Raw genomic sequence first — 13,101 nt, forward strand, 5'->3', positions numbered from 1 at the left:
TGTCAACGATCGTCGGTACGCTCTCGCGCCATGAGCGCCCCCACTCCCGAACCGCCCGGCAAGCTGGAACTGCTGGAACTGCTCGCCGCCATCGGCGCCGCCCAGTGGCGGGACTTCGCCGCGGCGGCGTCCCGCTACGGGCTGACGTCGACGCAGGCCAGGGTGCTCGCCCAGCTGCACGGGCCGGTGCCGATGCGCGGGCTGGCGACGCTGCTGGTGTGCGACGCGTCGAACGTCACCGGGATCGTGGACCGACTGGAGGCGCGGGAGCTGGTGCGCCGCGAGCCGGACGCTGCGGACCGGCGGGTCAAGAACGTCGTCGCGACGGACGCGGGACGGGAGATCATCCGGCGGGTACGCGAGGAGATGCAGGCCACGCACGGCGCCCTGGACACCCTGACCCCGGCCGAGAGCGCCACCCTCCACACGCTGCTGAACCGGCTCCGGCCGACGCTGGAAGACGCCTGAGCCCGGTTCCGCACGCCGCAGCCGGCCCCATCGGCGTGAGCACGCGTGATCCGCGGCGGGCCCCGGGGAGCCGGGCCGCGCGGTCAGGGGGTCGGCAGGTGGACCACGGCCGTGGGGGTCGGGGCGTGGAGGACGCCGGCGGCGGGGGTGCGCAGGAGGGCCGCGTCGTGGCGGGCCAGGGGGACCGTCCGGCCGTCGGGGAGGGCGAGCTGCGCCGGCCCGGCCAAGGGCACGATCAGCAGCACCGCGTGCGGGGCGGCGGCCACACGTAGGGCGCCTCGGACCACCGCGGTGTCGACCGGCGCGAGGCCGCGCCGGTGCATCACGTTGAAGTTCACGACCGGCCCGTCCAGGAGCCGGCCGTGCGTGGGGACGTCCCCCGCGAAGTGCTCCGGCGCGTACCGCTCCGCGACCGGGCGCACGGCGCCCGCCGTCGTGAGGGACATGCCGGCGCCCTCGGCCAGCGTCAGGATGCGGTCGACTCCGGGGAAGGACGAGAACGGGCCGTCGGCTGCCACCTCCGCCAGGCTTACGCGCCACGCGAAGCCGTCCATGCCGGCCCCCTCGGGCCAGGCGGCGATCTCGCGGGTCACTCCGCCGCCGTTCTTCCAGGGCACGGCCTGGCGGTCGGCGGCGCGCAGGAGGGTCACCCCGCCGTCGGTGCGGGTCATCCCGTCGCCCCTCCCCGGCCGGCGGCGGCCACGGGCAGGGAGGCCGACGCCGCGCGTTCGAGGTCGGCCGGGCTGCCCTCCACCGCGTCGGTGTCGACGGCGTACACCATGAGCGGGCTGCTGCCCGTCGGGGCCTGCGCAGCGGCACGCAGCCGGTAGCGCTCGGTGCGCACCGCGCCCGCCGCGAGGGGCGCCCCGCCCTCGTGGAGGTGGGCCGGCTTGACGTCGCCCGCCATGCGCAGGGCCACGGGCCGCCACACCCCGCTCGCCGGGTCCCGCCGCTCCAGCAGGAAGGATTCTGCGGGCCCGCCGGGCAGCGGCTCCATCTGGAAGGCGACCAGCAGGTGCCGGTAGGCCTGCGCACGGCCGCCCCGCAGGGTCACGGTGAATTCCCTGGCGGCGCCGCCGCGGGCCAGGTCCAGTCGCCCGCCGGCGGCGGTCACGGCCAGGGTCGTACGGGCCGGCGGCGGTGCGGCGGCATCCTGCGGCGCAGCGGAGGCAGCCGCGGGTGACGGCGGGGGCGACGGCACCGGCGGCGCCGCCTCCCCGCTCGGCGCGGCGGTGGAGGACGCCCCGGCGGCCGGCGAGGGCGCAGCAGGGGCCGACGGCGCGGCAGGGGTCTGCGGCGGGGCCGAGCAGGCGGCCAGCCCGGCCGTCAGCACAGCTGCGGCGATCAGCAGACGGGGTCTGGTTCTGGCGTGCACGCCCGGCCCTTCCACGGCTCCGGTGGTTCGGCCAAGGAACCTAGCAGAAGCCCGCCCGCCGGATCCCTTCTAGAGCAGGCCCAGCCCGCGCGGGGGGACGAAGAGGTGGGCGGCCCGGTGCTCGGCGCCGACGAGGGCGGCGCCGGCGGCGAGGTCGGACGCGGCGGTCTTCTCGACCCGCTGGCGGTGCTCGGTGCACCGCTCGCACCCGGCGGCCCAGTCGGGGAGCAGCTCCTCGTGGGTGAGGGCCATGTGCCGGGCCAGCCGGATCCGCGAACCGGGCCCGCTGTCCATGGGGTCCCAGTCGACGCCCCGCTCCCCGGTGAGGAAGAGCTCCGCCGTGGCCTCCTGGATCTCCTTCATGGAGCGGTAGAGCCGTGCGCACTTGGCGCAGCCGAACATCCAGGCCGGCGGCAGCGGCCACACGTCCTCGGGATTGAGGTCATCGGCACTCATGGGTGCCACGGTAGTGGCCGCGTACCGTCCGTGCAGCCGATCGGGCGCACTGCCCCCGGCCGGGTGGGGCCGGCCGTCGGCATCGGCCGGCCGCCGCCAACCGTCAGGCCCTGAACTCCTCTTGGCGCACCGGCGACGCGGCGGCGAGCGCCGCGGCGACGTCCCGGGCCCCTGCGCGCAGTCCGTAGACGGGGGTGCCGGGCTGCTGGCGCCAGGAGTCGTCCAGGCCGCCCGCGTCGACGGTGTCGAAGCCGAGTTCGTCGATCAGGGCCCGTACGGTCCGCTTCGCGGCCTCGTCGTCGCCGGCCACCGGGACGGCCATGCGGTCGGGCGCCCCGGCGGGCCGGGGACGGTCCAGGAGGTCCTGTGCGTAGGTGCCGTTGAAGGCCTTGACGACGGGGTGGCCGAGGTGCCGCTCGGTCCAGCGGCTTTCGGTGAGGCCCTCGTCCTCGATGGCGGCGATGCGCCCGTCGCGCCGGCGGGGGTAGTAGTTGCCGGTCTCGATCAGGGCGAACCCGTCGGCCGCGCCGTCGAGGATCCCGGAGGGCAGGTCGGGCACGTTCTTCAGGGGGATGCTGACCACGACCACCTCGGCGCCGCGGGCGGCCTCCGTGACGGCGACGGGCGTCGCCCCGGTCTCCTTCGCGAGGTCGGCGAGGGTCTCGGGGCCGCGGGAGTTGGCCACGGCCACCTCGTGCCCGAGGGCGGTCAGGCGCCGGGTGAGGTTCCCGCCGATGTTGCCCGCGCCGATGATGCCGATCTTCATGGGGCCTCCCGTGCTCGCCGGTCGTCCGGTCGTCTTCCGGTCGTCGTCCGGGTCTCCGGTCGTCCGGCCCGGACGCTTCCGCGTCGGTCGGACCAACCACCGGCAGCCGCCCCGCATTCCGTCCGCCCCGCACCGGCGGGTACGGACGTATGTGCGTGCGGCGGCGGGGGTACGCCTCATCGGACCCCCGCCGCCGCACCGAACCGTGGTGCCGACTGCCTTACGCGCCGCTGGCCCGGAGCATGTCCTCGCGCTCGACGATCTTCACGCGCTCGCGGCCCTGCGGCTCGCCCAGCGCCTTCTCGGCGGCGTCCAGCTTGTACCAGCCCTCCCAGGTCGTGTAGCGGACGCCGCGCTCGGCGAGGAAGGCCTCGACGGCCTCCGGGGCGGGCTCGGCGGGCGTGTGCAGGCGGCCGGCCGCGTGGTCCTCCAGGAGGTTGGCGATCGTCTCGTTCGCATCGCCCTTCGTGTGGCCGATGAGTCCGATGGGGCCGCGGCGGATCCAGCCGGTGACGTACGTCGACTGCAGGTGCTCGCCCGCCTCGATGACGCGGCCGCCCTCGTCCGGGACGGTGCCGGAGTCCACGTCCCAGGGCAGCTTGGGCAGTTCGTCGGAGAGGTAGCCCACGGCGCGGTAGACGGACTGGACGTCCCAGTCGGTGAACCGGCCGGTGCCCCTGACGTTGCCGGTGCCGTCGAGCTCGGTGCGCTCGGTGCGCAGGCCGACGACCTTCCCGTCCTCGCCGAGGATCTCGGCGGGCGACTCGAAGAAGTGCAGGAAGAGCTTGTGCGGGCGCTCGCCGATGTCGCGGATCGCCCAGTTCTCCAGGGTCTTGGCGACCATGTCCGCCTGCTTGTTGGCGCGGCGGGTGGCGATCGAGCCCTCGTCGTAGTCGATGTCCTCCGGGTTGACGATGACCTCGATGGTGGGCGAGTGGTCGAGCTCGCGCAGCTCCATGGGGCTGAACTTCGCCTGGGCCGGGCCGCGGCGGCCGAAGACGTGGACCTCCAGCGCCTTGTTGGCCTTCAGGCCTTCGTAGACGTTGGCCGGGATCTCGGTGGGGAGCAGCTCGTCCGCGGTCTTGGCGAGGATGCGGGCGATGTCGAGGGCGACGTTGCCGACGCCGAGGACGGCGACCTTCTCGGCCTCCAGCGGCCAGGTGCGCGGGACGTCCGGGTGGCCGTCGTACCAGGAGACGAAGTCGGCGGCGCCGTAGGAGCCGTCGAGGTCGACGCCGGGGACGGCGAGGGCGCGGTCGGCGGTGGCGCCGGTGGAGAAGACCACGGCGTCGTAGAACGAGCGCAGTTCGTCGAGGGTGATGTCGCCCGGGTAGTCGACGTTGCCGAAGAGGCGGACCTGCGGCTTGTCGAGGACCTGGTGCAGGGCGGTGATGATGCCCTTGATGCGCGGGTGGTCGGGGGCGACGCCGTAGCGGATCAGGCCGAAGGGGGCGGGCATCCGCTCGAAGAGGTCGATGGAGACACCCGGCTCGGCCGCGGCCTCGGACTTCAGCAGCGCATCGGCGGCGTAGATTCCGGCGGGGCCGGCACCGACGATTGCTACCCGCAGGGGGCGAGGCATGACAGGTTCCCTTCGACCGACAAAAACTGGATCAAGGGGAACCCTAAACTAAGGTCACCCTAACCCGGCACCCGCCCCCGGTTTATGCCCCCATAAAGAAACCTTATGACCTTCCCAAGCTCCCCTTGGGGTCAGTCGGCCGCGACAGCAGGAGGGAAAACGTAAGGAATCGGGCATACGGGGAATGAGTCAGGGCGGGCTGGCGGCAGGGGGGAAGGGACGGGCGGACCGGGAGGTGCCCCATGGATGTGGATCCGGTTGCCGCACTGGAGCGGATCGCGTTCCTGCTGGAACGCGCTCTTGCGCCCTCCTACCGGGTGCAGGCCTTCCGCAGGGCGGCCGCGGCCCTCGTGCAGCTGGGCGAGGACGAGGTGGTCCGGCGCGTCGCGGCGGGCACCCTCGAGGACGTCAAGGGCATCGGGCCGAAGACCGCCCGCGTGGTCCAGGAGGCGGTGGCCGGCGAGGTCCCGGAATACCTGAAGAGGCTGGAGGACGAGGCCGCGGCGCACCCCGAGGGCCCGCCCGCGACGCCCGCCGCCCGGGCGCTGCGCGCGGCCCTGCGCGGGGACTGCCACCTGCACTCCGACTGGTCCGACGGCGGCAGCCCCATCGAGGCCATGGGCCGCGCGGCCGCCGGACTCGGCCATGCGTGGGCCGTGCTGACCGACCATTCCCCGACCCTGACCATCGCCCGGGGCCTCTCGCCGGAGCGGCTGCGCGAACAGCTCGCGGTCGTCGCGGAGCTCAACGAGACCTGGGCGCCGTTCCGGCTGCTCACCGGCATCGAGTGCGACATCCTCCCCGACGGCTCCCTCGACCAGGAACCGGAGCTGCTGGACCGGCTGGACCTCGTCGTCGGATCCGTCCACTCCAAGCTGCGCATGGAGGCGCCCGCCATGACGCGCCGGCTGCTGACCGCCGTGCGCAACCCGCTCATGGACGTCCTCGGGCACTGCACCGGACGGCTGGTGACGGGCCGGGGGCGCCCCGAGTCGCAGTTCGACGCCGAAGCGGTCTTCGCCGCGTGCGCCGACTCCGGGACCGCCGTGGAGATCAACAGCCGGCCCGAGCGGCTCGATCCGCCGCGGCGGCTGCTGCGGCTCGCGGTGGAGACCGGGACGCTCTTCGCCATCGACACCGACGCCCACGCCCCGGGCCAGCTGGACTGGCAGCTGATCGGCTGCGAGCGCGCCGTCGCCTGCGGGGTGCCGGCCGAACGCGTGGTCAACACCTGGTCGGAGCAGGAGCTGCTGGACTGGACCCGCACCCGCCGGCCGCCGCACCGGCGGCGGGCGAGAGCGGCCTGAGCGCCCGGCCGGCGCGCCGCAGCCGCCCTCGCTCCGGCCGACGGCGCTGTGTGCCGCCGGTCCGTCCGCTCGCCGTTGCCCAGCCGTCGGTGCTCATCCTCCGGGCGCCCCGCGCCGGTTCGCCAGCGCCAGCCCCGCCAGCAGCGCGACGACCGCGGCGCAGAGCACCGCCGTCACCCCCGCCGCCCGGCCCAGGGACGCGCTCACGGCACCCCCGAGCGGGGCGAAACCGGTGACCCCGCCGACGACGTGCAGGGCGACGACCCCCACGGCGGCCGCCGCCGCGGCCCGCCAGGCCCCGTCGGCGTCCCGCACCGCGAGCAGCGCGCCGAGCCCCAGGCACACCACCGCCGCCGCCAGGGGCAGCAGGGCGGCCGGGCTCGCGGACGCCAGCGCCGCCGGGTGGCCCGGCAGGTGCAGCACGCCGCAGCCGAGCAGGGCCGCGGCGACCGGCCGGCGCAGGGCCCGGCGCAGCACGCCGGTGCGCGGGCCCAGCAGGGCGACCAGCTCGCCCGCGCCGCGCACGGGGTCGGGATCGTTCATGGAAGGCTCAGCTCCGTTCGGCGACGCGTCACGGCACCGCGCGGTGCGCCGGTCGGCGTGCGCCATGGCAGCACACACCCGGTCCCATTCACCGCGACCGCGCCGCACCGCGCCACCGCAGGGCGGGCAAACGGGGGACCCGCGGCGCCGTCCGTCACGCGGGGCGACGGTTCGAGATGCGCGCCCGCGGCACGGCTGTTTCGCTGAATCCGCTCTCCTTACCCCCACACCCGAGGAGTGGTCATGAGCGGTGCAGGCGAATCCAGCGGGCGCGTACGGCAGTTGCGCGAGAAGGCCCGGGAGCTCAACTCGGCGGCGGAGCGCTCCACCGATCCGGACGAACGGCGGCGCCTCCAGGAGAAGGCGCACCGGCTGCAGGAGCAGAGCGAGAAGGAGAGCAAGATCGACGATCGGGGTATGGACCCGATGTAGCAGGGCGTGCTCACGGCTTCGGCCGGCGGCAGAGAACCGCCGGCCGCTGCCGCACGCCCGGCGGTTCGACCGACACGGCGATGTCTGGGGATGGCGCATGAAGGCGACGCAGGTACTGGCCGACGGGTACGCGCGGATCTCGGAGGTGGTGCACGAGACGGTCGAAGGGCTGTCGGCCGATCAGCTGAACGCCCGGATCGATCCGGGGGCGAACTCGATCGCCTGGCTGGTCTGGCACCTGACACGGGTCCAGGACGACCACGTGGCGGACGCCTCGGGCCTCGAACAGGTCTGGACGGCCCAGGACTGGGTGTCGCGGTTCGCGCTGCCGCTGCCCGCCGAGGCCACCGGCTTCGGCCAAACGGCCCGTCAGGCCGGCTCCGTCCGCGTGGAGACGGGCGAGCTGCTGCTGGGCTACTTCGACGCGGTCCACGAGCAGAGCACCGCGTTCATCCGCTCGCTGGCCGCCGCCGACCTCGAGCGCGTCGTGGACGAACGCTGGGACCCTCCGGTCACCCTCGGGGTCCGCCTGGTCAGCGTCCTCGCCGACGACCTCCAGCACGCCGGCCAGGCCGCGTACGTACGGGGCGTACTGGGCCGGCGGTAGGCCGGCGGCCGGGTGCACCCGACGCCCGAGAGGCGTCGGTATCGGTTCGACGACCGGGACGCGCCCCACTTCACCGGGCTGCCGGAGGTGGCGGGGTTCCCGTTCGGGGCGGCACACGGGTTCGAGCTGTCGTACCTGTTCGACAGCGGGGTGGTGCTGACCGGGGCGCAGCGGGAGCTGTCCGACCGGATGACCGGCTACCGGACGGGCTTCGCCCGCACCGGTGTCCCGGCGGCGGCCGGCGCTCCGGCGTGGCCGCGCTTCGGCTCCGCCCGCTCGGTCCTGTCCCTGGCCCCGGGGTCGGGCGGCCGCCGGGCAATCAAGCCTCGCCGGCGTTCGAGGCGCGGGTCCGGGCAGCGCCCGCTACCCGGCGAAGCCGGGATTCCCCCACCTACCGGGGCTCAGCCCCGCACCCCGCGCCTCACACGCCGGCGAGGCTGGAGTTGCCCGAACCACGGCTTCGAGGCCCTCGGGCATTGCCCGGCTTCGGCTTCCGGGGCTCACGGGGATGGCCCGGAGCCCGGCCGTCGCGTGGGGCGGGCGACGGCGGGCGCCGGCCACCCGGCAACGCGGCGGTCACCACGGCGTGGTGGCCACCTCGCGGCCCTCCGTCGACCTGACGACCAGCGTGCCGGTGTCCCCGTACACCTCGTGCCGCCACGCGCCGAAGACCTGCGCCACTCTGCGGCCGTCCTCCGCCTCGCCCTTGCCGACGGACTTCGTCCGGAAGGTGACCTGCGCCTCGCCGCCGGCCCCCGCCCTGCGGACCCGTACCTCCTGGGCGGGCGCGGTCGGCATCATCGCGTCCGCTCCCGTGCGGTGCCCGGCGAAGTACGCGTTGAACTCGCGCGTCATGTCGTACCAGCCGGCGGCCACGCACGGGCCGCCGTCCGTGGGCGGCCCCGGGCTGCCGGTGTCCTGGTCGGTGGGCGGGTCGGGCGGGCCCGTCTCCTCGTCCGTCGGCGGGCCGGGACTGCCGGTCTGCTCCTCCGTGGGCGGGCCCGCGCTGCCCGTCTGCTCCTCCGTCGGCGGATCGGCGCTCCCGCCGTCCGCGCGGTCCGTCGTCAGGTCGAGGCCGCAGGTGTTCGCCGAAGGCGGTGGCGGCGCAGCCGGCGGTCCTGCCGCGGTCCGGGCTGCGGTCCCGCAGGCCGCCAGCAGCACGCACAGCGCACCCGCCGCCGCGGCCCGCCGGGCCCTCGATGCGGTGGTCCCCGTCATCGGCATGTGGGTCCTCCCCTCCCCCTCACCCACGGAGAGGGAATCCCGCGCCTCTCGGTTCCCTCGTACCGTCAGCGGCCGGCGGCCGTTTCCATAGACTGTGAATATAAAAGCGCTATGCTTCGGGCATGAGTCGTCACGACACCGCCCCCGGCGCGACCGCCGCCATCGGGGCGGCCCTGTACGGCCTGGCCACCAGGGCTGCGAGACGCCTGCCCCGGGACATGAGCCTGACGTCCGCCGCCACCCTGGCCACCCTGGACCGGACGGGCCCGCGGCGCATCACCGATCTGGCCGCGGTCGAGGGCGTCACCCAGCCCGCGATGACCGCCCTGGTCCGCGTCATGGAGGGGTCCGGCCTGGTCGAGCGGCGGGGCGACCCGTCCGACAGGCGGGTCACGCTGGTGTGCCTGACCGAGGCCGGCGCCTCCTATGTCCGGAGGCGGCGCCAGGCGGGCGTCCACGCGTTCGAGCGGTTGATCGGCGAGCTCACCGGCGACGAGGTCGAGGCGCTGGTGGCGGCCCTTCCGGCGCTGAAGCATCTGGCAGAGCTCGAAAGCCAGGACCGCGAAGGGCCGAAGCAGTGACCGGGCAGCCGGTCGGCGGGGTCGCGGCGCAGGCGTTCCCGGCGGCGCGTTCCGAGGCGCGGCTGCTGGTGCCCGCCCTGGTGTTCATCGCCCTGGTCGTGGCGGCGGTCGCCAGCCTCGGGACGCCGCTCATCACCAGCGTGGCGACTTCGTTCCACGTCCCGCTCGGCAGCGCGCAGTGGACGCTGACCGTCGCGCTGCTCAGCGGCGCCGTCGCCACGCCGGTCCTGGGCCGGCTCGGAGCCGGCCCGCACCGGCGGGCCGTGGTCCTCGCCACGCTGGCGGTCGTCGTCGCCGGCAGCGCCCTCACCGTGCTGCCGCTGCCGTTCGCGTGGCTGCTGGCCGGCAGGGCGGCCCAGGGCGTCGGGCTCGGGCTGACGGCGCTGATGATGGGCGTCGCCCGCGACCACCTCCCCGAGGAGCGCAGCGCGGCCGTGATCGCCCAGATCTCGGTGGTCTCGATCATCGGGGCCGGCGTCGGCTACCCGCTGGCCGCACTGCTCGCCGAGCTCGGCGGGGTCCGGGCCGCCTACGGCCTCGGCCTGACCGTCACCGCCGCCGCCCTCCTGACCGCGTGGCGCTCCATGCCCGAAGCCCCCGAAGGCCGCTCCGCCCACGTGGACGTGGCAGGCGCGGTCGTCCTGGCCGCTGCGCTGCTCCTGGTGCTGTTCCTGGCCGGCGAACGGAACCTGTGGAGCCGGCACCTCGCCGTGGCGGCGGCCCTCGCCGTCGTCGCGGTGGTGCTGCTCTGCGCCTGGGCCGTCGTCGAGCTGCGCAGTACGACGCCCCTGGTCGACGTGCGGGCGGTGCGGCACCCGGCGGTCGCCGGGGCGAACCTCGCCGTGTTCGTCGGCGGGATCGGCATGTACCTCCTGCTCACGCTCATCACCCGGTACGCGCAGACGCCGCACGGAGCCGGCTACGGCTTCGGGCTGACGACCTCCGCCGCCGGGCTGGTCCTCGTCCCGTTCTCGGTGCTGGGGTTCGTCGCCGGCAAGCTCACGCCCCGCGTCCGGACGCGGATCGCCGACCCCCTGCTCCTGGCCGGCAGCGCCGTCGTGGTCGGCGGCGGGTTCGCCCTGTTCGCGGCGGCGCGGTCGGGCCCGGCCGAGCTGTTCGCCGCGATGGGCGTGCTCGGCTTCGGTGTCGGCGGCTTCTCGGCCGCGATGCCCGGCGTGATCCTGGCCGTCACTCCCCAGAGCGAGACGTCGAGCGCCATGGGCTTCAACCACGTCGTCCGCAGCGTCGGCTACTCCCTGGGCAGCGCCGTCGGCGGCATGGTCCTCGCCGCGGGCACCGGCCCCGGCCACCTCTTCCCCGACGACAGCGCCTACACCACCGCGGCGCTGGTCGGCATCGGCGCCATGGCGATCACGACGCTGACAAGCCTCGCTCTCGCCCGCCTGCGCTCGTCCTGAACCAACCCGTACGTCATGAACTCACCACACTGGAGGTTCGATGCCCAAGGGCTACTGGGTCAGCGTCTACCGCACCATTGCGGACCCCGAGAAGCTGGCCGCCTACAACAGGCTGGCCGCTCCGGCCGTCAGGGCCGCGGGCGGTCGGACCCTCGTCCGCGGCGGTCGGGTCGTGGCGCATGGTGCCGGGATCGCCGAGCGCACCGTCCTGGTCGAGTTCGACAGCTTCGAGCAGGCCGTCGCGGCGTACGAGAGTACGGCCTACAAGGAGGCACTGGCCGCCCTCTCCGACGGCGTCGAGCGCGACTTCCGCATAGTCGAGGGCATCGACTGACCGGGGTCCGGTCGGTTCTTCACCCGGCCGTCCTGGAAAGCGGCGTCGAACGCCCCGTCCGTCCCCGGCGGCGGGCCGTGCGGCCCGGACGGTCCCGTGCTGCCGGACGGGGCGGCCCCACGGTGCTCCCGTCCGGCCCGCACGGCCCGCACGGCCCGCACGGCCCGCAACGTAGGGTTGCCGCTATGGCAAACGACGACGCCGCGGTGCTCGCCGCCGTGGGTCCGCGCCTGCGCGACCTGCGCAAGAGGCGCGGGATCACCCTGGCCCGGCTGGCGGAGAGCACCGGCATCTCGGTCAGCACCCTGTCCCGGCTGGAGTCCGGCGAGCGCAGGCCGAACCTGGAGCTGCTGCTGCCGCTGGCCCGCGCGCACCGGGTGCCGCTCGACGAGCTGGTGGGGGCGCCGCCGGTCGGCGATCCGCGGGTGCGGCTGAAGCCGATCAAGCGGGCGGGGGCGACGATCGTGCCGCTGACCCAGCACCCGGGCGGGCTGCAGGCGTTCAAGATGGTCATTCCCCGCACGCGCCGTGTGCCGGACCTGCGGACGCACGAGGGGTACGAGTGGGTGTACGTGCTCAGCGGCCGGCTGCGGCTGGTCCTCGCCGAGCGGGACCTCGTCCTGAAGCCGGGCGAGGCGGCGGAGTTCGACACCCGGCTGCCGCACTGGTTCGGCAGTACCGGCGAGGAGGCCGTGGAGCTGCTCAGCCTGTTCGGGCCGCAGAGCGAGCGCGTCCACGTCCGCGCCAAGCCGCGCTAGCGGATCAGCGGGCCGCGGGGATGCGCTCCACTTCGGGGGCCGGCGGCTGCGCCGGGATCCCGGGGACCAGGGCAGCGCGCGGGGTGTTCCTGCGGATGTCCTCCACGCCGCGGCGCAGCCCGGCGCGCAGCAGCCGGCCCAACGGTCGTTCGACCAGGCGGTGGATGAGCCAGGCCAGCCCGGCCATGACCGCGGTCACGCCCAGGACGAGCGGCAGGGGCGGGACGTCGCGGCGGAAGTGGTGGATGAACGTCAGCCCGGCCATCATGTGGATCAGGTACAGCGGGTACGTGAGCGCTCCGGCGTGCGGCAGCCAGCGCCACCGGATGCGGTCGAAGGTGCCGAGGGCGATGCCGGCCATGAGGAGGAAGCCGCAGGCGACGATCGCGTGGGCCGGCCAGGCGGGCAGCTGGAAGGCGGTGGTGCGCCCCAGGTTGCTGATCATGCGGCTCTGGACGAAGCTCTGCGCGAGGAGGAACTGCAGCCCGGCGATGGTCCACAGGACGGCGTTGGGCCCGAAGCGGCGCATCAGGTAGAAGGCTATGCCCGCGATGAAGTACGGCGAGAACGACGGGATCGCGAAGAAGGACAGCACGCCGTCCTCGGCCGTGGGCGCCACGATGCCGGCCAGCGTCCAGACCCCGCAGAAGAGGACGCACTTGCGGTAGGTCACGCCGCGCAGGACGACGAGCGCGAACAGCACGTAGAACTTCAGCTCGACGAAGAGGGTCCAGTACGCGTCGTCGATGTGCGGTACGGCCATGCCGCCCTGGAGCATCGTCAGGTTCACCACCACGTCGCGGAACGCCTTCACCCCGCGCACCTCCGGCCAGGCGAACAGCACCGCGGAGGTGAAGGCCACGGCCGCCCAGTAGGCCGGGAAGAGCCGGGAGATCCGGGAGACCGCGAACTCGCCGGCGGTGCGCCCCCAGGCGCTCATGCAGATGACGAACCCGCTGACGAGGAAGAAGAGCTCGACGCCCAGCCAGCCGTACGCGGCGCCCTTGCTGGCCGTGGGGAAGACGGTGCCCACCGGCTTGCCCCAGGCGCTCTCCAGGGCGAGGTAGTGGTAGCACAGCACGGCGAGGGCCGCGATGATCCGGACGCCGTCCAGGGCCGCCAGGCGGGCGCCGCCGCCCGTCTCGGCGCTGCGAGAGGGGCCGCGGCCCCGCCCGGGTGGTCCGGCTGGTCGGGATCTTGGTCTCCAGGCGCTCATAGCGTGGCACTGTACCGCTCACCCACCGGCAGGC

At 74.6% G+C, this 13,101-nt stretch carries 16 protein-coding genes and 1 pseudogene; 9 read left to right on the forward strand and 8 right to left on the reverse strand.

Features of this window, described 5'->3' with window-relative positions; translation table 11 throughout:
• Positions 1–30 precede the first annotated feature (30 nt).
• Positions 31–468 (forward strand): MarR family transcriptional regulator, encoded by a 438-nt coding sequence (locus AB0953_RS26415; RefSeq protein ID WP_366862053.1) that lies wholly within the window; start codon positions 31–33, stop codon positions 466–468.
• Between the two features lie 83 nt (positions 469–551).
• Here the strand turns inward: AB0953_RS26415 and AB0953_RS26420 are convergent, their stop codons facing one another.
• The 5 genes from AB0953_RS26420 to AB0953_RS26440 all read right to left on the reverse strand — a co-directional run bounded on the left by AB0953_RS26420 (position 552) and on the right by AB0953_RS26440 (position 4,647).
• Complete coding sequence (locus AB0953_RS26420) at positions 552–1,139, reverse strand: HutD family protein (RefSeq protein ID WP_366862054.1); 588 nt, start codon at positions 1,137–1,139, stop codon at positions 552–554.
• Entirely contained in the window at positions 1,136–1,843 is a 708-nt protein-coding gene (locus tag AB0953_RS26425) for a hypothetical protein (RefSeq protein WP_366862055.1), read from the reverse strand. Before AB0953_RS26425 ends, AB0953_RS26420 begins: the two co-directional genes overlap by 4 nt.
• 69 nt (positions 1,844–1,912) lie before the next feature.
• Complete coding sequence (locus tag AB0953_RS26430; RefSeq protein WP_366862056.1) at positions 1,913–2,299, reverse strand: hypothetical protein; 387 nt, start codon at positions 2,297–2,299, stop codon at positions 1,913–1,915.
• 103 nt (positions 2,300–2,402) lie between these two features.
• Positions 2,403–3,245: an NAD(P)-binding domain-containing protein gene (locus tag AB0953_RS26435; protein WP_366862057.1), complete on the reverse strand. Its 843-nt coding sequence runs from the start codon at positions 3,243–3,245 to the stop codon at positions 2,403–2,405.
• A 40-nt stretch (positions 3,246–3,285) separates the two neighbouring features.
• Entirely contained in the window at positions 3,286–4,647 is a 1,362-nt protein-coding gene (locus AB0953_RS26440; RefSeq protein WP_366862058.1) for an FAD-dependent oxidoreductase, read from the reverse strand.
• Between the two features lie 248 nt (positions 4,648–4,895).
• On the opposite strand from AB0953_RS26440, the gene AB0953_RS26445 reads away from it, so the two are divergent.
• On the forward strand, positions 4,896–5,954 hold the full coding sequence (locus tag AB0953_RS26445; protein ID WP_366862143.1) for a PHP domain-containing protein: 1,059 nt from the start codon (positions 4,896–4,898) through the stop codon (positions 5,952–5,954).
• Between the two features lie 93 nt (positions 5,955–6,047).
• Here the strand turns inward: AB0953_RS26445 and AB0953_RS26450 are convergent, their stop codons facing one another.
• The gene (locus AB0953_RS26450; protein ID WP_366862059.1) at positions 6,048–6,497 is read right to left on the reverse strand and encodes a hypothetical protein; all 450 of its coding nucleotides are present in this window, start codon (positions 6,495–6,497) and stop codon (positions 6,048–6,050) included.
• 243 nt (positions 6,498–6,740) lie between these two features.
• Here AB0953_RS26450 and AB0953_RS26455 point away from each other — a divergent pair, with 243 nt between their 5' ends.
• The 3 genes and pseudogenes from AB0953_RS26455 to AB0953_RS26465 all read left to right on the forward strand — a co-directional run.
• Entirely contained in the window at positions 6,741–6,929 is a 189-nt protein-coding gene (locus AB0953_RS26455; RefSeq protein ID WP_366862060.1) for a DUF6381 family protein, read from the forward strand.
• Between the two features lie 97 nt (positions 6,930–7,026).
• On the forward strand, positions 7,027–7,536 hold the full coding sequence (locus tag AB0953_RS26460) for a DUF664 domain-containing protein (RefSeq protein WP_366862061.1): 510 nt from the start codon (positions 7,027–7,029) through the stop codon (positions 7,534–7,536).
• A gap of 12 nt (positions 7,537–7,548) precedes the next feature.
• Positions 7,549–7,809 (forward strand): annotated as a pseudogene (locus AB0953_RS26465) (carboxylesterase family protein); the annotation flags it as partial.
• Positions 7,810–8,112: 303 nt separating this feature from the next.
• Here AB0953_RS26465 and AB0953_RS26470 read toward each other — a convergent pair.
• Entirely contained in the window at positions 8,113–8,760 is a 648-nt protein-coding gene (locus AB0953_RS26470) for a hypothetical protein (protein ID WP_366862062.1), read from the reverse strand.
• 218 nt (positions 8,761–8,978) lie between these two features.
• Between AB0953_RS26470 and AB0953_RS26475 the strand changes: the two genes are divergently transcribed.
• The 4 genes from AB0953_RS26475 to AB0953_RS26490 all read left to right on the forward strand — a co-directional run bounded on the left by AB0953_RS26475 (position 8,979) and on the right by AB0953_RS26490 (position 11,851).
• The gene (locus AB0953_RS26475; protein WP_366862144.1) at positions 8,979–9,341 is read left to right on the forward strand and encodes a MarR family transcriptional regulator; all 363 of its coding nucleotides are present in this window, start codon (positions 8,979–8,981) and stop codon (positions 9,339–9,341) included.
• Positions 9,338–10,759, forward strand: coding sequence for an MFS transporter (locus tag AB0953_RS26480; protein ID WP_366862063.1), 1,422 nt, complete (start codon positions 9,338–9,340; stop codon positions 10,757–10,759). The genes AB0953_RS26475 and AB0953_RS26480 overlap by 4 nt, the downstream gene beginning before the upstream one ends.
• 40 nt (positions 10,760–10,799) lie before the next feature.
• On the forward strand, positions 10,800–11,093 hold the full coding sequence (locus AB0953_RS26485) for a DUF1330 domain-containing protein (RefSeq protein WP_366862064.1): 294 nt from the start codon (positions 10,800–10,802) through the stop codon (positions 11,091–11,093).
• Between the two features lie 185 nt (positions 11,094–11,278).
• Positions 11,279–11,851: an XRE family transcriptional regulator gene (locus AB0953_RS26490; protein ID WP_366862065.1), complete on the forward strand. Its 573-nt coding sequence runs from the start codon at positions 11,279–11,281 to the stop codon at positions 11,849–11,851.
• Between the two features lie 4 nt (positions 11,852–11,855).
• Here AB0953_RS26490 and AB0953_RS26495 read toward each other — a convergent pair whose 3' ends face one another.
• Positions 11,856–13,067: an acyltransferase gene (locus tag AB0953_RS26495; RefSeq protein ID WP_366862066.1), complete on the reverse strand. Its 1,212-nt coding sequence runs from the start codon at positions 13,065–13,067 to the stop codon at positions 11,856–11,858.
• Between the last annotated feature and the right edge of the window lie 34 nt (positions 13,068–13,101).

This window comes from Streptomyces sp. NPDC046866, from assembly GCF_040704625.1.
In the GTDB taxonomy this organism is placed as follows: Bacteria; Actinomycetota; Actinomycetes; order Streptomycetales; family Streptomycetaceae; genus Streptomyces.

Coding starts and splice junctions, on each gene's coding strand:
- AB0953_RS26485 (WP_366862064.1), top strand. CDS start 10,800: ATGCCCAAGGGCTACTGGGTCAGCGTCTACCGCACCATTGCGGACCCC.
- AB0953_RS26475 (WP_366862144.1), top strand. CDS start 8,979: ATGAGCCTGACGTCCGCCGCCACCCTGGCCACCCTGGACCGGACGGGC.
- AB0953_RS26470 (WP_366862062.1), bottom strand. CDS start 8,760: ATGCCGATGACGGGGACCACCGCATCGAGGGCCCGGCGGGCCGCGGCG.
- AB0953_RS26430 (WP_366862056.1), bottom strand. CDS start 2,299: ATGAGTGCCGATGACCTCAATCCCGAGGACGTGTGGCCGCTGCCGCCG.
- AB0953_RS26490 (WP_366862065.1), top strand. CDS start 11,279: ATGGCAAACGACGACGCCGCGGTGCTCGCCGCCGTGGGTCCGCGCCTG.
- AB0953_RS26420 (WP_366862054.1), bottom strand. CDS start 1,139: ATGACCCGCACCGACGGCGGGGTGACCCTCCTGCGCGCCGCCGACCGC.
- AB0953_RS26440 (WP_366862058.1), bottom strand. CDS start 4,647: ATGCCTCGCCCCCTGCGGGTAGCAATCGTCGGTGCCGGCCCCGCCGGA.
- AB0953_RS26450 (WP_366862059.1), bottom strand. CDS start 6,497: ATGAACGATCCCGACCCCGTGCGCGGCGCGGGCGAGCTGGTCGCCCTG.
- AB0953_RS26460 (WP_366862061.1), top strand. CDS start 7,027: ATGAAGGCGACGCAGGTACTGGCCGACGGGTACGCGCGGATCTCGGAG.
- AB0953_RS26455 (WP_366862060.1), top strand. CDS start 6,741: ATGAGCGGTGCAGGCGAATCCAGCGGGCGCGTACGGCAGTTGCGCGAG.
- AB0953_RS26415 (WP_366862053.1), top strand. CDS start 31: ATGAGCGCCCCCACTCCCGAACCGCCCGGCAAGCTGGAACTGCTGGAA.
- AB0953_RS26495 (WP_366862066.1), bottom strand. CDS start 13,067: ATGAGCGCCTGGAGACCAAGATCCCGACCAGCCGGACCACCCGGGCGG.
- AB0953_RS26435 (WP_366862057.1), bottom strand. CDS start 3,245: ATGAGGCGTACCCCCGCCGCCGCACGCACATACGTCCGTACCCGCCGG.